The organism is Vibrio sp. TRT 29B02, assembly GCF_050113655.1.
Classification (GTDB): Bacteria; Pseudomonadota; Gammaproteobacteria; order Enterobacterales; family Vibrionaceae; genus Vibrio.
On the sequence record NZ_JBNJOJ010000002.1, the window covers coordinates 49,862 to 71,387 of the forward strand.

Genomic DNA, 21,526 nt, shown 5'->3' on the forward strand with positions numbered 1-21,526 from the left:
TGATACAGTTATCCCTGTGGATTTTCAAATTGTAGCTTACTCGTGAATCATTTTGCCGTACTGTGTTTAGATAACAACCCAATTAGTATCGAGCAGCTGAGGCGTGAACTCAGCCCTCTTTCTGCCAAATTCGACCTGCATACCGCTGACTCACTCGACGAGGCTCACGCAGCGCTTGAGTATTGCCTAGAGCAGAACCAAACCGTCGCACTTGTCATTGCTAGCCACCATGAAAATTTCAACGGCGCTGACTTTCTTATCCAGCTCGACAAAAACAGTCACACCCAACGAGCACGTAAAATCTTAATCAGTTGCGGACAGGATATACAGGCTATCTTGTCAGCGGTGAATGATGGTCGGTTAGACCACTGCTTAACCAAACCGTTGCAAGACAATCTCGTTCACCAAATCGCGCAGAAAGAACTGACGACCTTTATTCTACAAAACGATAAAGATAACTTACTCGCGTATAGTATGGTGCTCGATCAGCATCGACTGCTACGTGCCCACATCGAACAGAAGATGCGCAGCTATCGAGAAGGTTTTATTACCGATCATCATAGCCTTTCCGATCAACAATTAGCCCAACAGGTCACCACCGCACTGCTGGAATTCTTTGCTGATCAAGATGAAAGTCGGGCGATAAGAACCTATTCACCGGACCACTTACTGACCAAAGAAGGTGAAGAGAACCAGTTCCTATGGTTCATAACCAAAGGTCAAGTTGCCCTGTATAAAAAAGATGAGATTGGCCGACAAAGAGAAGTGGTTAGACACTCACAAGGAAATATTGTCGGTGGTATGTCTTTTGTGACCGGAGAACCTTCATTCTCAACCGCAGTCACACTCTCACAGACTGAAGTTATTAAGTTAGATCGAGAAGTGTTTGGTAAGGTCATGCACTCCAATATGACGCTGTTACCACTCTTTACTAACTTGCTGCTTCGCCACTTTAACCGCCGACTACAGCGCAGCATTAACACTAAATTAGAGTTACAAAAAACGCTTGAATCCTTAGAGCTTGCCCACCAGCAACTCATTGAACGTGAGAAGATGGCAATGTTGGGGCAACTCGTCGCAGGCGTCGCCCACGAACTCAACAATCCAGTTGCAGCAATACTGCGCGGCACCGACCTCTTGACCGAAAAGATGCAACATCTGGTCGACGTTCATTCGATTGATGACATCGGGCTCGAAGGTATCTCAGTCCTCAAACAAGGGCTGACTCAACGACCGCGTTCAACCGCAACCGAACGAGCCATTGTTCGCGATGTTGAAGCTTTAGTCAGCCACCGAAGAATCGCTAAAAAACTGGTCAAACTCGGTTTAGAGACACAAACCAATTGGCATGATCTGGCACAAAAGGATCCTGAGCGAGCCTTAGAGCAACTTGAAAAGTTAGAAGATTACTATCTGGCGGGTTCGACGCTGCGCTCCATTAATGTTTGTGCTGGAAGAATCGCAGACATGGTTAAAAGCCTCAAAGGGTACGCGCGACCAGACGACGAGCGCTTTCATCTCGCAGATATTCACGAAGGCATCGAAGACACACTGACCATTTTTGAGAACAAACTCAAATTTCATTCAGTTGAGCGTCATTATGCTGACATTCCGACCATTCAATGCCTACCGATTGCATTACAGCAAGTCTGGACCAACCTCATTTCCAATGCCATTGATGCTTTTCCCCAACAAGGAGTATTGAGGATTGAGACCCAAAATACCCACAACGCAGATCAAGACTGGGTTGTGGTGACATTTACCGATAACGGCTGTGGTATCCCCCACTCTGTTAAGACACAAATGTTCGATCTCAACTTTACCACCAAGAAAGAAGGCAATTTTGGCTTGGGTATTGGATTATCTGTCTGCCAGCAAATTGTCCATCAGCACGGCGGTAGAATTGAGGTCGAGTCTGTTGAAAACCAATTTACGTCAATGTCAGTTTGGCTACCCTGTCGTCAACTGGCTATTTCGCCAAGGAGTCCCGAATGAACAAATACCTAATCTTATGTGTCGATGATGAACGAGAAGTATTGGACAGCGTCATTCAAGACTTAGACTGCTTCGAAGAGCACTTTATACTCGAACCGGCTGAGTCGGTAAAAGAGGCTAAGGATATCATCCATGAAGCACAGCAAGAAGACGTAAAACTGGCGCTGATTTTGTGTGACCACATCATGCCTGAGCAAACGGGCATCCAATTTCTTATCGAGTTGAATGATGACCCTCAAACCAAGGCCACGCGCAAGTTGCTCCTAACCGGACAAGCGGGTTTGGAAGACACCGTTGAAGCAATCAATCACTCCAGCCTAGATTTTTACATTGCTAAACCTTGGCGTGGTGATGAGCTACGCAAAGTGATTAAAGACCAGTTGACTACCTATATCATCGACAACGAATCTAACTTAATGCCTTGGGCGTCGGCTTTAGATACTGAAAGAGTATTTGAAGCTATGGCTAAAAATCGCCTCGAATTTGGTGAATAAATAATCATTTATGGCACACAGATTGCTTATAGGTATAAATAACGACAAAACAATGACATTTTTATAGTGACCATTGCTATGATGCATTATCATGTCGTAATTAATGTCATAGCGCTTGTGTCGCTAAAGACCAAGGAAATTAACAAGATATAGGTTTATCGTCCATATGCGTAAAACAATCTTAGCTGCAGCTTTAGTGCTTGCATCCGGTCAATCATTTGCTCAAACCGATCCAAATAGCCCTGCGGTCATGAGTAACTTCAGTTATGACTACTTAGAAGCTCGTATCGGTGCTAGTCCTGTAACTTTCGGTGCAGCAATGAGTAAGTCAATCCACCCTAACGCTCACATTTTAGGTCGAGTGGACTCTGAGTTCGAAGGTGACTACGATGCAGCAGCAGGCTTCGGTTTCCATGCTCCAATCAATAACTGGGCTGACTTTACTGGTGAAATGCTTCTTCGCCTTGTTGACACAGGTGATCAGGGCCGTAACGGTTACAGTCGCGGAACCAACACAGGTATGGAACTGAATTTAGGTATCCGCCAGTGGTTAGGTCCACAACTAGAAGTAGGTGGTAAAGGTGGCTATGTCTCAATTGATGATGACGACAAGTGGATTGGTTCAGCCTACGCGAGATTCCACTCTACAGAGCTATTCTCTCTAGGTGCTGAAGCGCGTATCAATGACTTCTACGGTGATCAACTAATGTTCACTACACGCTTTAAATTCTAATAGAGCGTAATTGTTAAAAAACCGAGGCACTGCCTCGGTTTTTTATGCAAATCCATTTGCTTTGAGCGAACACTTAAAGTGACGATTAATCTAGTGGCAGTTAGCCAATAATTGACGCTTGCGTGGTTCCTGAATCAGTTTCCAATGAATCCCTTCGACTGCACCGGCAAACTTCCACAGTAGCTTGACATCTACATCACTGCCATAAGCTTCTTTGACACGGCTAAATACTGCCGCGGCACCGAGTTCTAGGAAGGTATCAACATCTTCCACGCCGGCTTTTTTAACCATGCGCTCTAGCGTCAACTGCATATTAGGCAAATCTCTAAGGCGACGATTAGCAGAAGAACGTTTGTATTTACGTTGTGATACAGAACACTTAATGGATTGCTCAACTAACTCTTCGACACGTTCAAAGTTATCAACAAAAAGTGAGGTAATGTCGTAGTAGTTAACGGTTGCTGTCGTCTGTTTTTTAACGTGGCGATACTTTTCGCAATTAAGAGCTCTTAACTCTTCGTCGAGTGCTTCAGCACCACGGATGAAAATTTTATTCGCGCTAAGAAGAGCGAACATTGCGTCGTCTTTGAATAACCCAGTACCACCAAACATTGATCGTTTCTGGAAGTCACCAAATTTCTTAACATATTGAATAAATTGTTGCTCTGTCATATCCATTGATCCTCAATCAAAAACCCCGATTAGTCGTGATCACCAGATAGCAGCAGTTATAAGCGAAAGATAAAAACACACTCGAGCAGTTAATTTTTTTGTTTGAGCCAGAGTGATAACAACAATAAGAATGATAGTTAACGAAACGAAATAAGTCTGGGCATGCGTCACATCAATTGCATGAGAAAGGGGCAATTCTGGATTAAGTGTCACAATTTAGTACTTTACATCCTTTGAATGCCATAGCTTTCACAACATCCCGTATCACAAAATCTATCAATATAAGTAATCTATTGTTTGCTAAAGTATGTAGGAAAACGCTACACTGCATAGGACAAATTAACCTTCTAGCACTTATGAATCACCTATCATTTTATTGGCTACCGCAGAATAATGAGCTTTTAATTAAAGGCATCGAATCTGAGTTTTCAGTTCTTATTGAACACTCAATCAAATCGCGGAAGATATCACTGCCTCCTATCCCTGATGTGGTATTAAAGATCCAGCAATTATGTTCGCAAGACTCCACAGGTATTGCTGATGTCGCTGATAGTTTGTTGGAAGATCCTGGCCTCGCAGCCATCGTTATTCGCGTCGCTAACTCAGTCATTTTTAATCGCCGCAATATCACTTGCACCGACTTAGTTACCGCGGTATCTCGTTTGGGTATTTTACGCGTACGTGACATAGTGACTGCTCAGGCAATTGAGCAGCTAAAGCATTCGATCAACCTAAGCCCTTCATGCAACAGAATGCTGGTGCAGAGTGCTGCAAACTCACGAGAGCTTGCCGCCACTATGGTTCTCGTTGCTCGTGGATTTAAAGAATCAGAATCACCAAGATATCAACATATCGAAACTGACAAGGCACTTCTGGCAGGTTTGCTCGCCGATATCGGCTTATTCTGCATTATTAGCGAATATCATAGCTACCTAGAGCAAGGAAATTACCTTGACGAAGAGATTGCTTTTCAGGTGTTCGACCGTCAGTGTTCTAACGCAAGTTCGCTAGTTCTTGAAAGCTGGGGCTTTGACAATGACTTCCTAGAAGTTGCCTCAAACCAAACCAAAACAAAATCTGACTTAGCAGTGACTTACCTTGATATCGCCAGAATTGCTAATCATATACTAATGTTCCGTCGTCAAGACGAGCACATAGATGAACACACTGTAGAATTTGATGTAACAGGCGCGGATATACTGTACAAACTCAGTAATTTAAGTGATATTGAGTTCAATACTCAAATAGATGAACTTATTAGCGCAAGTGGTTTGTAACCACGAACAGGAAGTATCATGTTTTCAGGGATGTTATTTATCTTTGCCCCACTTGTGGTGGGGTACTTCATTTCTATATCTAAAAAGTCACTCCTAGATAAAATCAACGCCACAACATCAAACCTTATTTACGTCATTCTGGCGCTAATGGGCTTGAGTTTAGCGGCACTGGATAATCTCGGTCAGAACCTCCAATTGATTCTAAAGACGACAGCGGTGTTTTTTACCTGTCTAAGTTTAGCGAACTTGGCGGTACTGCCATTGATCGACAAATGGCTACCCATTCATACCGATGCCAGTAATACCAAGTTGCCGCTTTCTGCGATGGCGATGGAATCTGCCAAACTGATTTTGGTTGTCGGCGGTGGACTGGTCATCGGCCTTATGCTGCCAATCGATCTTAGCTGGGTTGACACTGCAAGCGAATGGATTCTCTTTTTACTGCTATTTTTTATTGGCATCCAACTTCGAAATAGCGGCCTCACTCTGCGCCAAATTCTTCTTAATAAGCAGGGCATGGTCATCGCACTGACCATAGTCGCAAGCTCTATGATCGGCGGTGTTATTTCGGCTCTGATCCTCGATATCGATCTCTATCGTGGCCTCGCTATGGCGTCTGGTTTTGGCTGGTACTCTTTAGCTGGTATTTTGATGGGTGATGCTTTTGGTCCAGTGTATGGTGGGGCGTCATTCATGATTGAGCTCTTACGTGAGCTGATTGCGTTAGTTCTAATCCCTTTGTTTATTAGAACCCGTCCGTGTACTTCAATTGGTTATGCAGGGGCAACCGCGATGGACTTTACGCTACCAGTGATTCAGACAACCGGTGGGGTTCGCTGTGTACCCATTGCTATCGTAAGTGGATTTATTCTTAGCCTTCTCGTGCCCGTTTTGATGCTTTTCTTTGTCTCACTTGCAGGCTAGATCGCAGGAATCGACAAGAAAATTATTTATATTGGCCGCTTACAAGCCATTAATTTTAGAAAGCACTAAATTAGAAAATATTAGTATAATAATTATCTTCAAAAGGAATCATTATGAAACGTACGATTGCTGCACTGCTACTCGCCGCCACCTCAACAATGGCCGCAGCCGCAGACAACACCTGCATGTCACAAAAATATGATGCGTACATTGACGCTTCTCTGCACTGGTATGAAGATTTATCCCAGCTTACCGCTGAGCAGTACCCAGAGTTGAAAGAAGTCAGCGAATGGTTCCTTAAAGGGCGTAAAAACCACTTCGAACTCAATCGAGCAGCAGTTCATTACTACCTTAAACAAGATCCTACAAAAGTTGCAACCGCTCAACCTGTCGAAGCATGGTTACAGCTTGAACAGAAAGATATTAAGGTACTTGCCTCTCGCAGCGACGAACTTGGACAACTTGCTCAGATCACGTTCGCAGATCGCCAAGCGACGCCACATGAGAAAAACTACCAGCTTCGTTCTGCTTTCGCTGATCTACTCAGCCATCCAACCAAAATTGATTCAGCCCTTAAACGCTACAATGAATCAATCAAGAATCTAGAAGCCATCAATTGCCAATAGTCACAGCTATTGCAGGGGCTTTGGCATCATCTCAGTGTTTAGCCCCACCAAACACCAACAATCTTTAATTAAGACGGGACATTGTTCCCGTTTTCGTTTAGATTGTCCCGCTTGCAACAAGAACGATTAGAGCAATGAAGCTGTATGATACCGGAACAAAAAACGGCTGATGTGAGTTTCGAGAGCTTACTCCGAATTTTCACAGTACCTGAAGGGCCTGACTCAACGCTAACCAAAATCGACGAAGAGCTTTCACGCAACTTGAATAAGTTTCTGCGTGAACATATCGTAGCAGAAGAAAAACCGCTGCGAGACATCGAAAAAGACTTCTCTCGAGCATCTATACCTGAGCAACCTGAATTTGTCTCCGACCACACCCAGCACCTGCTGGATACGTTAGTTTCCCACTCTGTCCATACTTCGGCGCCTAGCTTTATTGGTCATATGACGTCGGCACTGCCCTACTTTCTCATGCCACTGTCGAAAATCATGATTGCTCTCAACCAAAACTTGGTAAAGATTGAGACTTCAAAAGCCTTCACGCCACTGGAACGTCAAGTCCTTGGCATGTTGCATCGTCTGATTTACGGGCAAGATGACCACTTCTACGCACAATGGATGCATAGCGCAAACCACTCTCTGGGCGCGTTTTGCTCAGGTGGTACAATAGCGAATATTACCGCTCTTTGGGTCGCACGTAACAACGCTCTAAGAGCGCAAGGCTCTTTCAAAGGCGTAGAGAAAGAAGGTCTATTCAAAGCCATGAAGCATTATGGCTACGAAGGGCTTGCTGTCTTGGTGTCTGAACGCGGTCATTACTCACTGAAAAAAGCGGCGGATGTATTGGGCATCGGTCAAGAGGGATTGGTTGCGGTTAAAACCGACAGCAACAACCGAATTTGCCCAGCGGCCTTACAACAGAAGATCATCGAACTTAAAGCGCACAACATCAAACCGTTTGCGGTAATTGGGGTCGCAGGAACCACTGAGACTGGCAACATCGATCCATTACGCGCCATCGCTGAGATCTGTAAAAAAGAAGAGTGTCACTTCCACGTTGATGCAGCGTGGGGGGGAGCGACATTGATGTCTAACAATCATAGACATTTATTGGATGGCGTTGAATTAGCAGACTCTGTCACCATCGACGCACACAAACAGCTATACATCCCAATGGGCGCCGGCATGGTTCTGTTCAAACAACCTGATGCGATGAAGTCTATTGAACACCACGCACAGTACATTTTGCGTAAAGGTTCAAAAGATCTTGGCAGCCATACGTTGGAAGGTTCTCGCTCCGGAATGGCGATGCTGGTGTATGCCGCAATGCATATTATCAGCCGCCCAGGTTATGAGCTGCTCATTGACCAAAGTATCGAAAAAGCTCGCTACTTTGCCGACCTTATCCATCAGCAACCGGACTTCGAACTTGTTTCTGAGCCTGAACTGTGTCTGCTTACTTATCGATATTTACCTGCGCATGTCAAAGCTGCACTCAAGCTCTCAACGGGTAAACAAACTGAGCAGCTCAATGAATTGCTTAACGAATTGACCATGTTCATTCAGAAGCGTCAACGTGAAACAGGTAAATCATTTGTCTCACGAACACGCCTTAACCCTGAACAGTGGAATCACCTTAACACGATCGTTTTTCGTGTGGTGCTCGCTAACCCACTCACCGGAAGGGATATTCTTAGTTCCGTTCTTGAGGAGCAAAGAGTTATCGCGACTCAAGTACCTAACTTGATGGCTAGGATTGATGAGCTATGTACAGAAATCGTTAATCATCAGTCTTAAACTGAAACTTTCTTTCTGGAAAAGTGTAATTTCCCTATCAACACAGGCTTCAGATTTTGTTTTTTTCTGGCTCAGGATATGATTTCTGTAGTTTAGACAAAATTTAGTTTGAGGCTTGTCATATAATAGCCAATTGACAGATAGAAATATTGCCGTAAACCTTTGGCTTAGGTTTATACTGGTCGCATGGCGCCGGATTGCACTTACCTTTTGGGAAACTGGTTGTTTCCTATCATTAATTACGGGTATATCTGGTGAGTTGTTCTCTATACCCTCGTGAACACTATGAATACATTAGAAAAAATTCAAAAAAATCTAGAAAACTTTAGTAAGTCAGAGCGTAAGGTCGCCGAAGTTATCATGGCTTCCCCTCAGACTGCGATTCATTCTAGTATTGCTACACTGGCTAAGATGGCTGACGTAAGTGAGCCAACGGTTAACCGCTTTTGTCGTCGCTTGGACACTAAAGGTTTCCCTGATTTTAAGCTTCATTTAGCGCAAAGCCTTGCTAACGGAACACCTTATGTAAACCGCAATGTTGAGGAAGATGATGGTCCAGACGCCTACACGCATAAGATTTTTGAATCTACTATGGCGTGTTTAGACGTAGCCAAAAACAGCCTTGACCCAATGCAAATTAACCGTGCAGTTGATCTTCTGACTCAGGCGAAGCGCATTTCATTTTTCGGATTGGGTGCATCATCAGCAGTAGCAAAAGATGCTCAAAACAAATTTATCCGTTTCAATATCCCAATCACCTGTTTTGAAGATATCGTTATGCAGCGTATGAGCTGTATTAACTGCACTGACAATGATGTGATCGTTCTGATTTCTCACACTGGTCGAACTAAGAGCCAAGTCGAGATCGCGAACCTTGCACGTGAAAATGGGGCGACGGTAATCGCCATTACGGCTAAGGACTCGCCGTTAGATAAAGCCAGCTCTTTGTCTATTTCACTAGATGTCCCAGAAGACACCGATGTCTACATGCCAATGGCAAGCCGCGTGGTTCAAATGACCGTGATTGATGTTTTGGCAACCGGTTTTACACTGCGTCGTGGTTCTGGTTTCCGTGAAAACCTCAAACGCGTTAAAGACGTATTGAAAGATTCTCGATACGACAAGCTGTCACAATTTTAACTAGAAACGGAGCGTTTAACGCTCCGTTTTTTGTTAGCTGTTTTGCAAACGCCCCTCATCCAGTTTATCTCCACCTAGCCTGACTACACTAGCTTCACACTGGTGTTCAAATGGTCTCTCCTCTTGGCAGGAACCATCGCACTGACATACCTGTTGTAGGATATGCGTCAAACGTTCTTTGGTCAGCGGAAGAGGATTACCTCTTATTGCCACTGACTTTAACGCATCTTCAGCAACACTTTCGAATGATGTTGTACAAACTCCAAACTGGTCGAGTTTTGGTAAACCTAACCGATCAAGCATCATGTTGACCCATAATACTGAATCTTCGCGGCAAGCATTGACACGCCCAGAGACAATACTCGCTATCTTAGCGTAGCGATCCAACACATCATCTCGTCCGGCACGTTCTGCGGCATGAATATTCTCCAACATCACGTAGGGCGCGAGACGGGCGGTGATAATACTATGAGGGGCATTGAGTTTACCGCCCAAAGCGGATGCCAATCCATGTGCCGCACCCAGTTTGGCATTGGTGACCGCCATGCCGCCCAGCATTGCAGCAAACGAAAGATCCGAACGAGCGGAATGTTGATCGTTTAAGCAGGCAGCAAGGATAGATTTACTTAATCTGCGCAACCCCTCTTCACAGATCATATCGGTCAGCGGATTTGGCTGCCCACATACATAGGCTTCCATCAAATGAGTGAAGGCGTCCATTGCTCCCCGAGCTGACGTCTCAACATCGGTACCATAAGTCAATGTAGGGTCGACAATTGCCACATCAGCTAACATGTCGGGGCTTCTTAAGCTTACCTTAACCTTGTCTTGCCCTGATCGAAGTACTGCATTCCGCGTCACTTCAGAGCCGGTACTGGCGGTAGTTGGTATCGCGATGAAAGGAATAGGTTTCGACTTGAGTGGAACGTTGCGTCCCACGACCTCAACATAGTCATACACATCACCTTGGTTAGGAATGATAGCAGCAAGTGCCTTGCCCATATCGAGAACACTCCCTCCGCCCATCGCGACCACCATGTCTGGCCTAAATTTACGACCGACTAATGCGGTCTCTTCTACCATTGTAATGTTGGGCTCACCACGGATAGCAACATGCTGATAGCGCATGTTTTGAGAACTGAGATATTGAATAACGGGAGAGGCTCTGCTGAGATTTTTACTTGTTACTAAGAGTACGCTGTAACCAAATTGATTCAGTACAGACAATGATGACTGCAGTGCACCTTCACCAAAGATGATTCGCGTGGAGGTCATAAATTGAAACATGTTCTGCCTCTCCCTGTCACACCGGCCCAATTAGATTGCACCGATTTGCCACTAATTAATTTGACCAAGTGCAATTTGTAGCAATTAACCTTAAAAAATATATGGCTTTATCGACACAAAGCACAGGTTTCATAGCTAAATATAACTGACTGGGTTCAATTTTTGTTCGATAGATTTCACCTATTGAAACAACAGGTAAATGCCACTTTATTTCCGCCATTGGATCGGGCATAGTTGCAGTTAACAAATTACAGGAGAAAGAGAATATGTTCGTAGTTATCTTTGGTCGCCCAGCTTGCCCATACTGTGTTCGCGCAAAAGAGCACGCAGAAACACTAAAAGCACAGCGCGATGACTTCAACTACCGCTACGTTGATATCCACGCAGAGGGTATCTCTAAAGCAGACCTAGAAAAAACCGTAGGTAAACCTGTTGAGACTGTGCCACAAATCTTCATCGACCAAGAGCACATCGGTGGTTGCGATGACTTCGAAGCATACGCTAAAGAACACCTAGGCCTATTCGCCGAGTAATAAATCCGTTTTTAAAAAAAGCCGCGTCTAACGCGGTTTTTTTTGTTTCAATTCTGTTTGCAACCCCAGTCATATTGTTCTTAACTCTACTCAACAATAAATTGTCAAAATTTTCACTTATCTTTTGGCAATATTCAGATACAATTCGCTGACATAACTTACTGCCCGGCACCAACACAAGAATTGCCCGTGAACATTGACGTCGTAACCTTGCTCGAACAGAACCCCATTCTTCTTATTTTCGTTGTCCTAGCGATAGGCTTAGGTATTGGTAAAATCCGCTTTGGAAGCCTTCAATTGGGCAACTCCATTGGTGTGTTGATTACATCGCTCATCATGGGACACCTCGGTTTTACCTTTAATGCTGACGCATTAACTATCGGATTTATGTTGTTTATCTACTGTGTTGGTATTGAAGCAGGCCCTAACTTCTTCGGTATTTTTTTCAGAGACGGTAAGCATTACTTCATTTTGAGTATGGTGGTGCTGTCCACTGCCCTTTCGATCACCTATTTTGCCAGCCATCATCTGGGATTAGATTTCGGTCTATCAGCAGGCATGATGGCGGGAGCCCTGACTTCAACGCCTGTGTTGGTTGGTGCCCAAGACGCCCTCAATTCTGGTTTAGCGACCACACCAAGAAATATGGACTTTGCTCAGGTGATCGAGAACCTGTCTGTCGGCTATGCGATGGCTTATCTGATCGGCTTAATCAGTATGATCATGTTTGCCAAGCTTCTGCCAAAACTGCAAAAGCAGAACCTTTCCGACTCAGCACAACAAATTGCGCAAGAACGCGGTTTAGGGGGGTCTGGTCAGCGCAAAGTTTACTTGCCAATTATTCGTGCTTACCGCGTTGGTCAAGAGTTGATTAACTGGATTGACGGTAAGAACTTACGAGAACTCGGTATTTATCGTCAAACCGGTTGCTACATTGAGCGTATTCGCCGTAATGGTATCCTCGCCCATCCTGATGGTGACGCTATTTTACAAGAAGGGGATGAGATTGCTCTCGTGGGCTTCCCAGATAGTCACGCCCGTCTCGATCCTAGCTTCCGCAACGGAAAAGAAGTCTTCGATCGCAACTTGCTAGACTTGCGTATCGTCGAAGAAGAGATTGTCGTAAAAAGTGATGCGATTGCCGGTAAACGTCTTTCTGATTTGAATCTTTCCGAATACGGCTGTTTCCTCAACCGCGTGGTTCGTGCTCAGATTGAAATGCCGATGGATTTAGATATCGTTTTGGCGAAAGGTGATGTGCTGCAGGTCAGTGGTGAGAAAAGTCGTGTCCACGGCTTAGCGGAAAAAATCGGTTTTATCTCAATCCACAGCCAGATGGCGGATCTACTGGCGTTTTGTAGCTTCTTCATTCTGGGCATTATGTTTGGTTTGATCACCATGACATTCGGTCAAGTCTCGTTTGGTCTCGGTAATGCCGTGGGATTGCTTCTTTCGGGTATCACACTCGGTTTCTTGCGCGCTAACCATCCAACATTTGGCTACGTACCACAAGGTGCGCTAAATATGGTCAAAGACCTAGGCTTGATGTTCTTTATGGTCGGAATTGGTCTGAGTGCGGGTGGTAAGATGTTCGAGCATCTTTCTCAGGTTGGGGTTCAAGTAATTGGCCTCGCCTTCCTAGTCAGTGTCGTACCCGTTGTACTGGCTTATTTGGTTGGCGCCTACATTCTGAAAATGAACCGCGCACTTCTGTTTGGTGCCATTATTGGTGCCAGAACCTGCGCACCGGCGATGGATATCGTTAATGATTATGCCAAGTCAACCATCCCTGCCTTAGGCTATGCCGGCACTTATGCGATAGCCAATATTTTGATGACTCTGGCTGGTACGATACTGATCATTCTCAGTTAACGTTCTGTGTTACACGCCGGCACATTACGGCGAAACCCGAACTCAAATAGAAACGGCACCTTTCGGTGCCGTTTTTCTGTCATTAGCTTAATGGTCTCAAGTAGGCTAAGAAGCGTTTCTCAGCGTACTTAAAGCAGCCTAAGATAATAAAGGTTAACGCCATGTAGAACATTCCAGCTGTGAGGAAAGATTCAAACGGGGCATAGTAGCGAGAGTTAACCAAACGCGCTGCGCCAGTTAAATCGACGATCGTCACGATACCAGCAACGGCACTACCATGAAGCATAAAGATCACTTCATTACTATAGGCAGGAAGCGCACGACGTAAAGCACTTGGCAAAATGATGCGGCGATAAGTCATAAACGCACTCATGCCATAAGCTTTGGCCGCTTCCACTTCACCCTTAGGCAGACCATTGATTGCGCCGCGGATAATCTCAGCAGTATATGCTGAAGTATTAAGCACAAAAGCGACCAATGCACAGAACCAAGCGTTCTCCCATAAGGTGTCTTTGACTGGGAAAAACTGGTCCATACCATAGTAAATTAGGTAAAGTTGAACCAGTAACGGTGTGCCACGGAAAAAATAGATGAAAGCCCAGCTCGGTCCGTTTATTAGCACATTATGACTGTTGCGTGCCACCCCAAGTGGAATCGCCACAATCAATCCAATAATCAAAGCCACACCAACCAGCCATGCGGTGGTCATTAATCCATCAAGATAGATGGGAAAACTATCTAAAATCAGTGAAAAATCCATTCTTTACCTCGCATGAATACTGAATTTGCGCTCTACCAGCTTTAAGAAGCCTGTTGAAACACTGGTAAAGAATAAGAAAATAATCGCTACCGCCATGTAGAAGGTAAATGGCATTTTCGTCGAGCCAGCAGCCAGTGAGCTCATCCGAACCATATCCTCAAGACCGATAATTGACACAAGTGCCGTAGTCTTGAGCAAAACGAGCCAGTTGTTACCAAATCCTGGCAAGGCGTGACGAATCATTTGCGGTAAAAGAATGCGACGGAAAGCCAATACAGAGCTCATACCGTACGCTTTGGCAGCTTCAAGTTCACCGGAGTCAACTGCCATGATGGCACCACGGAACGTTTCTGCCATATAGGCGCCGAAAATGAATCCGATAGTGAGGACGCCTGCCACAAATGGGCTGACATCAATGTAATCTGGTAAATATGACGTCCACTCATGACTTGGGTCACTTGCCGCAAACCATTCGTTTAGTGTTTCGTTGATGGAGTACAAACTGTTGTTGAGAAGAATTTGTCCACCAAAGAAAATCAACATCATGAGAACTAAGTCGGGAATACCACGAATCACCGTGGTGTATAGAGTGGCTATTGCTCGTGCCCAGCGATAAGGGGCCATTTTGGCTAATGCACCTAGCATACCTAGAATCATAGCCAGCAATAATGACAACAGAGCGACTTCTATGGTCACTACGGCCCCTTTCATAATAGAGGCTTCATATCCTTGTAAATCCAGCATAGGTAAGTTCCTGGTCCCTAAACTTTATAGAAATCGACCGTTGGCTACTACTCCTAGGAACAAGAACCAACGGTCGCTTAGCAACGATTACTGACCGTAAACGTCGTAGTTGAAGTATTTAGCCGCGATTTCTTGATAAACACCCTTCTCGCGTAAAGATAGGATGGCTTGGTCTAGCTTCTTGGTCAGATCTTTATCTTGCTTGCGAAGTGCGATACCAAAACCTTCACCGAACCATTTAGGGTCAGTTAGCGATGGGCCTACGAATTCGTACCCTTCACCACCCGCTTTGTTCAGTACACCTTCTTCAAGAGCAGATGCATCACCCAAAACTGCCGCTACACGACCGTTTGCAAGGTCAAGGTAAGCTTCGTCAAAAGAACCGTAACGAACGATTTCTACTTTGTCACCGTAGTTGTCAGTTAGGTACTTGTCGTGAGTTGTTGCACGCTGCACAGCAATTTTCTGACCATCCAGATTATCGAAATCAAGGCCTGCACCTTTCTTAGCAATAAACTTGTTTGGGATAAGTGCGTATTTACCAGTGAAGTCAACTTTCTTCTTACGCTCTTCAGTAATAGACATTGCTGCGATGATGGCGTCGTATTTACGTGCTAGTAGTGAAGGAATGATGCCATCCCAGTCTTGAGCAACGATCTTACATTTCACTGCCATTTCCTGACATAGAGCGTTTGCCATATCTACGTCAAAACCTTTCAGTGAACCATCGGCTTCTGTCCAGCTAAATGGAGGGTAAGCACCTTCAATACCGAAGCGAACTTCATTCCATTCTTTCGCTTGTACTGCGCCAGTCACAGCGGTAGCTGCCAGTGTTGCTGCTAATAACCACTTTTTCATTTCCATACTCCTGTGATTGTGATTTTTATATGTAACTTATGTGTGTTTGTCTGCCGCTAAACGGCTATTAGTAAATTGATGAGATAAATTGCTTTAATCGCTCAGAATCAGGGTTTGTAAATAGCTTCGCAGGGTCGCCTTGTTCCTCAACCAATCCCTGATGCAAAAACATCACATGGTTAGAAACATCGCGCGCGAACGCCATTTCATGAGTGACCACTAGCATGGTGCGTCCCTCTTCTGCTAGGTCGCGCATTACGCCTAGAACTTCACCGACTAACTCAGGGTCGAGTGCCGATGTCGGCTCATCGAACAGCATCACTTCTGGGTCTACGGCAAGTGCGCGTGCAATGGCTGCTCGCTGCTGCTGACCGCCCGATAGATGACCTGGATAATAATCTTTGCGTTCATATAGCCCTACTTTTTTAAGCAGCAGCTCTGCATTTTCGATCGCTTGTGCTTTAGGCACGCCTAACACGTGAACCGGAGCTTCAATGACGTTTTCCATGACTGTCATATGTGACCAAAGGTTGAACCCTTGGAAAACCATAGCAAGTCTGGAACGAATTCGTTGCACCTGTCTTTCATTGGCAGGAACAGCCTCCCCTTGGCGATTGTTTTTCATCTGGATTAATTCCCCGTTAACCCAAATTTCACCAGCAGTAGGTGTTTCAAGAAGATTGATACATCTTAGAAAAGTACTTTTTCCTGAACCGGATGAGCCGATAATGGAAATTACGTCCCCTTTGTGGGCTTCCAATGAGATGCCCTTTAAAACTTCATTTTGTCCAAATGTTTTGTGCAGTTCTTTTATATCCAGCGCTGGTACATCTTTCATGCGCTCATACTCCCTGTCTTTATTATGACCAATCATTAATAGTAATCACGATTGGTTGACTGCTGGGTTCCACCCACATTGCGATACAAACTAGCACTCCCCCGAGCAAGTTGCAACAAATTATTAACCTATAAATCAGCAATATATAGCCACTTTATATGATTAATAATGCATTTAATAGTTAAAAGCGCTCCATATTTCGCATAAAACGCCCGACAACACAGATAATATCCACATTGTCAGTATTAACATTTTTATAAAAACAAGATCTAACTCAATAAACGATCTTTACCCCATTCGCCTTCAACTCGTAAAGGGTTGAGGTCGCTAGTAAACCTTACGTTATGAAATTTTATTTCAGTGAAACTGATTACAAGCTCGCAACTAATTGCAGCTTGTGTAGTTTTCTTTCACAACCTTTCATAAAGTGATCTAAATCAATCACTCTTTAGGGTTAGCAAGTTAAACTCGCCTCAATGCTAAAAGTCTCAATATAGGTACTTTTCGCAATAAATCCTCTATGCTTTAGCACATCAAGCATGAGCTACAGCGAGGTAGGCCGGGATTAAATTGCAGGAAGCTAAACCAGGTTTTTACAGAGCGGACCGTCTCAGAACAATAATCTGGTCCCTCTTCGCAGATTTACTAACTATTTAGAATATGAGGAATCTATGTCAGACGCAGTCAATAAACCGCACTCTGATTCGGATATCGAAAACAAGAGCTATCAAGAGCTGCACCGCCCAGCTTCTGAGTTTGAAAGCCGTTCAGACTACCTAGACCACGAACTGCAAATCATGAAGCCACGCCGCTTCGGATTAAACCTGCCTGGTCGTGATTTCCGCTTTGAGCTTGAAGACTTGGTACCCGCTCTAGCCGGTACTATTGGTATTATCGCGATGTACTCTGCGGTAATGATGTCTTGGGCTGAAGGTCTAACCGCTGCTTGGGACCACGTTAACCTTGGTAAAGAGTTTGCCATCGAAGTGGCTCGAGTAGAAATGCTGATCCCAGCATTACTGTTCTGTGTTCTCGCTTCTGGTTTCATCAACCCGAAAGCAAACCTTGCCGGTAACCACGGCCCAATGATCCCTCTTATCGGCACCATCGCATTAGCAGGTGCGCACCCTCTTGCATTGGCTATCCTAATTGGTATCTTTGGCTTACTTCTGAGTTTCCTAAAAGGTGGCTCCAAGTTGGTCAACCTGACTTCAGAAGGTACGGCCGGTGGCCTACTGATCTTCCTCGGTCTGACCGGTACTATGAGCCAAATCAACTCTATTCAGACATGGGCTGTGGGTCTTCAGTCTGACACGGTTGCCGCTGGTAGCATGGGCTATGTTGGCCTTATCGTACTTGCCGTCACTATTGCGCTGTATGCTTTCCTAGCTAAAGTGAACAAGCGTTGGTTGGCTATCCCTGTTTGTGCATTTACTGGTCTAGTGATTGCGCTTGTACTTGGTGCTGGCTTCGATATTAAGTTCGTGACTGAAACTGGTCTGCCAAACCTAAACCCAGTTTACTGGTGGGGCAGCACAGAGCAAGGTTGGATGCTTGGTCTACCAAACATGGAACACTTTATTGCATCACTTCCGTTCGCCATTCTAGCGGTTGCTATGTGGTCACCTGACTTCCTAGGTCACCGTATCTTCCAAGAACTGAACTACCCTAAAAAGACTGAAAAAGTACTGATGGACGTAGATGACACTATGACAATGTGTTCAATTCGTCAGATGGTAGGTACAGCAGTGGGTGGTGGTAACATCACATCATCTTGGGGGACTTACATGATCCCAGCTGCCATCGCTAAGCGCCCTATTCCTGCTGGTGCGATTCTGCTAGGTTTGTTGGTTATGATCATTGCGATTCTTGGTTTCCCTATGGATATCGCTGTATGGCCTCCAGTAATGCGTGTTGCTCTTCTTGTCGGTGTCTCACTTCCGCTACTTGAAGCGGGTATGCAAATGGTTAAAGATTCTAAGGACTCTCAAGCTGCAGGTATCTGTATCTTCGGCTCGGCTGTTGTGAACCCTGTATTAGCTTGGGCACTAACCATGCTACTTGATAACAACGGTCTGATTGGTGATAAAGAACGCGCAGCTCGTCTATCGTTCGTCGATAAGATCGTGATCCCAGTAGGCGTACTGGTTATCTGTCTGATCGCTATGCTTGCAGTAGGTATGCTTGAAGGCCAATACGGCATCGCAGCGTTCCTATAACGCAAACAGATGTTGAGAGCCGGCCTCGGCTCTCAACTTTTTTTTAGTGACAAGTTATTTTTTAAAAAATAATTTAAACAAACGAGCATTTATTGATTTAGTTTAAGGTTTGCAAATTTTTTTTAGTTTATCCTTGAAACCAAGTTAATAAGACACCATGTAAAAAGTAGTGACAATATTTATAGTTTTATGCCCTTTCGGTAATTAACTTTAAAGACTATACATATTGTTATTCATAAGAGTGTACCATCCCATTTTTGGGACTCAAACTGGCTCAACGGTTTGATAGGTACGTGTTTTTTCTACTAAAAAGGTAGGTATGTCATGGCAGAGCAATTTGCTAAAGCTTGGGAAGGTTTTGCTGCAGGTGATTGGCAAAACGAAGTAAACGTTCGCGATTTTATTCAAAAGAACTACGCACCGTATGAAGGCGACGAATCTTTCCTAGTTTCTGAAGGTACTGAAGCAACAAACAAGCTTTGGGCTAAGGTAATGGAAGGTATCAAGATTGAGAACTCAACTCACGCACCTGTTGATTTCGATACTGACCTTATCTCTACCATCACTGCTCACGATGCAGGCTACATCGAGAAAGACCTAGAAACTATCGTTGGTCTTCAAACTGATGCCCCTCTTAAGCGTGCTATCATCCCTAACGGTGGTATCCGTATGGTTGAAGGTTCTTGCAAAGCGTACGACCGCGAGCTAGATCCAGCAATCTCTAAAATCTACACTGAGTACCGTAAAACACACAACGCTGGTGTATTTGATATCTACACTCCAGACATCCTAGCTTGTCGTAAGTCAGGTGTTCTAACTGGTCTGCCTGATGCTTACGGTCGTGGTCGTATCATCGGTGACTACCGTCGTGTTGCTCTATACGGTATCGACTACTTAATGAAGGACAAACTGGCTCAATTCAAGTCTCTACAAGAGCGTTTTGAGAACGGCGAAGATCTTCAAATGACAATGCAGCTTCGCGAAGAGATCGCTGAGCAGCACCGTGCACTTGGCCAAATGAAAGTGATGGCTGAGAAATACGGTTTCGACATTTCTCGTCCTGCTGAAACAGCTCAAGAAGCTATCCAGTGGACTTACTTCGGTTACCTAGCTGCAGTTAAATCACAAAACGGTGCTGCTATGTCTCTGGGTCGTACTTCTACGTTCCTAGACATCTACATCGAGCGTGACATCGCTGAAGGTAAGATCACTGAAGTTGAAGCTCAGGAAATGATCGACCACTTCGTAATGAAGCTACGTATGGTTCGTTTCCTACGTACTCCTGAGTACGATGACCTATTCTCTGGCGACCCAATCTGGGCTACTGAGTCTATGGGTGGTATGGGTCTTGACGGTCGTACACTAGTTACACGTACTAACTTCCGTTTCCTAAACTCTCTATACACTATGGGTCCTTCTCCAGAGCCAAACATCACTGTACTTTGGTCTGAGAAACTACCTGATGGCTTCAAGAAGTTCTGTGCGAAAGTTTCTATCGACACTTCTTCTATCCAGTACGAAAACGACGATCTAATGCGTCCAGATTTCGAATCTGATGACTACGCTATCGCATGTTGTGTATCACCAATGATCATTGGTAAACACATGCAGTTCTTCGGTGCTCGTGCAAACCTTGCTAAGACACTACTATACGTAATCAACGGTGGTGTGGATGAGAAGCTGAAGATCCAAGTTGGTCCAGCAATGCCTAAGATCACTGACGAAGTTCTAGACTTCGACGACGTATGGGGCAAACTTGACCACTTCATGGATTGGCTAGCTAAGCAGTACGTGACTGCACTGAACTCTATCCACTTCATGCACGACAAGTACAGCTACGAAGCTGCACTAATGGCTCTACATGACCGTGACGTTCGTCGTACTATGGCTTGTGGTATCGCTGGTCTATCTGTTGCAGCTGACTCACTATCTGCAATTAAACACGCGAAAGTTAAACCTATCCGTGATGAAGATGGCGTAGCAATCGACTTCGAAATCGAAGGCGACTACCCTAAATTTGGTAACAACGATGCTCGCGTAGATGACATTGCTTGTGAACTAGTAGAAGTGTTCATGAACAAGATCCGTAAGCTTAAGACTTACCGTGATGCAATCCCAACTCAGTCTATCCTGACTATCACTTCAAACGTGGTATACGGTAAGAAGACGGGTAACACTCCAGATGGTCGTCGCGCAGGTGCTCCATTTGCTCCAGGTGCAAACCCAATGCACGGTCGTGATGAGAAAGGTGCGGTAGCGTCTCTAACATCTGTAGGTAAACTACCATTTGCTCACGCAAAAGACGGTATCTCTTACACCTTCTCTATCGTGCCAAACGCACTAGGTAAAGAAGAAGCATCACAACGTGCTAACCTAGCCGGTCTAATGGATGGTTACTTCCACCATGAAGCAGGCATCGAAGGCGGTCAGCACCTAAACGTGAACGTACTTAACCGTGAAACTCTAGAAGACGCAGTTAAGCACCCTGAGAAATACCCTCAGTTGACAATCCGTGTATCTGGTTACGCTGTACGTTTCAACTCTCTAACTACAGAGCAGCAACAAGACGTAATCGCACGTACATTTACTGAGTCTCTATAATTCTCAGCTAAATGATTGACGAAGCCCCGCTAAATAGCGGGGCTTTATTTTTTCTGTCAATTTATCACCGATAAATCAGCGATACGGTGCACAGTTCATCTCTCTGGTATGTTAATTGCTAACATTTGTATCGATTAATCTTGTATTATCAGACAT

18 protein-coding genes are annotated in these 21,526 nt (G+C 44.8%); 12 read left to right on the top strand and 6 right to left on the bottom strand.

Translation table 11 applies throughout. From position 1 onward, the window contains the following. Window positions 1-42 precede the first annotated feature (42 nt). The 3 genes from ACQEXT_RS01520 to ACQEXT_RS01530 all read left to right on the top strand — a co-directional run bounded on the left by ACQEXT_RS01520 (window position 43) and on the right by ACQEXT_RS01530 (window position 3,222). Window positions 43-1,995, top strand: a complete 1,953-nt coding sequence (locus ACQEXT_RS01520; protein WP_426950333.1) for an ATP-binding protein — start codon at window positions 43-45, stop codon at window positions 1,993-1,995. Further along, complete coding sequence (locus tag ACQEXT_RS01525; protein ID WP_269375935.1) at window positions 1,992-2,489, top strand: response regulator; 498 nt, start codon at window positions 1,992-1,994, stop codon at window positions 2,487-2,489. The genes ACQEXT_RS01520 and ACQEXT_RS01525 overlap by 4 nt, the downstream gene beginning before the upstream one ends. A 166-nt stretch (window positions 2,490-2,655) precedes the next feature. After that, window positions 2,656-3,222 carry a hypothetical protein gene (locus ACQEXT_RS01530; RefSeq protein WP_138973291.1) on the top strand — a complete coding sequence of 189 codons (567 nt, stop codon included), beginning with the start codon at window positions 2,656-2,658 and terminating at the stop codon, window positions 3,220-3,222. Window positions 3,223-3,312: 90 nt separating this feature from the next. Here ACQEXT_RS01530 and ACQEXT_RS01535 read toward each other — a convergent pair whose 3' ends face one another. Then, complete coding sequence (locus tag ACQEXT_RS01535; RefSeq protein ID WP_138973292.1) at window positions 3,313-3,900, bottom strand: TfoX/Sxy family DNA transformation protein; 588 nt, start codon at window positions 3,898-3,900, stop codon at window positions 3,313-3,315. Window positions 3,901-4,250: 350 nt separating this feature from the next. On the opposite strand from ACQEXT_RS01535, the gene ACQEXT_RS01540 reads away from it, so the two are divergent. From ACQEXT_RS01540 to ACQEXT_RS01560, 5 genes are all read left to right on the top strand, one after another. Beyond that, a complete protein-coding gene (locus ACQEXT_RS01540) occupies window positions 4,251-5,171 on the top strand; it encodes an HDOD domain-containing protein (RefSeq protein WP_138973293.1) in 921 nt (306 codons plus the stop codon). A gap of 18 nt (window positions 5,172-5,189) precedes the next feature. Continuing rightward, window positions 5,190-6,095, top strand: coding sequence for a lysine exporter LysO family protein (locus tag ACQEXT_RS01545; protein WP_138973294.1), 906 nt, complete (start codon window positions 5,190-5,192; stop codon window positions 6,093-6,095). Window positions 6,096-6,208: 113 nt separating this feature from the next. Further along, on the top strand, window positions 6,209-6,721 hold the full coding sequence (locus ACQEXT_RS01550) for a hypothetical protein (protein ID WP_138973295.1): 513 nt from the start codon (window positions 6,209-6,211) through the stop codon (window positions 6,719-6,721). Window positions 6,722-6,865: 144 nt separating this feature from the next. After that, window positions 6,866-8,518 (top strand): pyridoxal-dependent aspartate 1-decarboxylase PanP, encoded by a 1,653-nt coding sequence (gene panP, locus ACQEXT_RS01555; RefSeq protein WP_426950335.1) that lies wholly within the window; start codon window positions 6,866-6,868, stop codon window positions 8,516-8,518. A 285-nt stretch (window positions 8,519-8,803) separates the two neighbouring features. Continuing rightward, the gene (locus tag ACQEXT_RS01560) at window positions 8,804-9,658 is read left to right on the top strand and encodes a MurR/RpiR family transcriptional regulator (protein ID WP_010320194.1); all 855 of its coding nucleotides are present in this window, start codon (window positions 8,804-8,806) and stop codon (window positions 9,656-9,658) included. Window positions 9,659-9,691: 33 nt separating this feature from the next. Here ACQEXT_RS01560 and ACQEXT_RS01565 read toward each other — a convergent pair whose 3' ends face one another. Next, a complete protein-coding gene (locus tag ACQEXT_RS01565) occupies window positions 9,692-10,945 on the bottom strand; it encodes an iron-containing alcohol dehydrogenase (RefSeq protein WP_426950336.1) in 1,254 nt (417 codons plus the stop codon). 266 nt (window positions 10,946-11,211) lie between these two features. Here ACQEXT_RS01565 and ACQEXT_RS01570 point away from each other — a divergent pair, with 266 nt between their 5' ends. Next, the gene (locus ACQEXT_RS01570; protein WP_138973298.1) at window positions 11,212-11,478 is read left to right on the top strand and encodes a GrxA family glutaredoxin; all 267 of its coding nucleotides are present in this window, start codon (window positions 11,212-11,214) and stop codon (window positions 11,476-11,478) included. A gap of 189 nt (window positions 11,479-11,667) precedes the next feature. Continuing rightward, window positions 11,668-13,350 (top strand): aspartate:alanine antiporter, encoded by a 1,683-nt coding sequence (locus ACQEXT_RS01575; RefSeq protein WP_138973299.1) that lies wholly within the window; start codon window positions 11,668-11,670, stop codon window positions 13,348-13,350. Between the two features lie 82 nt (window positions 13,351-13,432). Here ACQEXT_RS01575 and ACQEXT_RS01580 read toward each other — a convergent pair whose 3' ends face one another. From ACQEXT_RS01580 to ACQEXT_RS01595, 4 genes are all read right to left on the bottom strand, one after another. After that, the gene (locus tag ACQEXT_RS01580) at window positions 13,433-14,110 is read right to left on the bottom strand and encodes an ABC transporter permease (protein ID WP_138973300.1); all 678 of its coding nucleotides are present in this window, start codon (window positions 14,108-14,110) and stop codon (window positions 13,433-13,435) included. Window positions 14,111-14,113: 3 nt separating this feature from the next. Then, on the bottom strand, window positions 14,114-14,854 hold the full coding sequence (locus ACQEXT_RS01585) for an ABC transporter permease (protein WP_138973301.1): 741 nt from the start codon (window positions 14,852-14,854) through the stop codon (window positions 14,114-14,116). An 87-nt stretch (window positions 14,855-14,941) separates the two neighbouring features. Further along, window positions 14,942-15,712: an ABC transporter substrate-binding protein gene (locus ACQEXT_RS01590; protein ID WP_426950338.1), complete on the bottom strand. Its 771-nt coding sequence runs from the start codon at window positions 15,710-15,712 to the stop codon at window positions 14,942-14,944. Window positions 15,713-15,779: 67 nt separating this feature from the next. After that, window positions 15,780-16,550, bottom strand: coding sequence for an ABC transporter ATP-binding protein (locus ACQEXT_RS01595; RefSeq protein WP_138973303.1), 771 nt, complete (start codon window positions 16,548-16,550; stop codon window positions 15,780-15,782). A gap of 671 nt (window positions 16,551-17,221) precedes the next feature. Here ACQEXT_RS01595 and ACQEXT_RS01600 point away from each other — a divergent pair. Both ACQEXT_RS01600 and pflB read left to right on the top strand, forming a co-directional pair. Further along, complete coding sequence (locus ACQEXT_RS01600; protein ID WP_138973304.1) at window positions 17,222-18,769, top strand: DUF3360 family protein; 1,548 nt, start codon at window positions 17,222-17,224, stop codon at window positions 18,767-18,769. Window positions 18,770-19,093: 324 nt separating this feature from the next. Next, a complete protein-coding gene (pflB, locus tag ACQEXT_RS01605) occupies window positions 19,094-21,370 on the top strand; it encodes a formate C-acetyltransferase (RefSeq protein WP_269375944.1) in 2,277 nt (758 codons plus the stop codon). The last annotated feature ends 156 nt before the right edge of the window (window positions 21,371-21,526 follow it).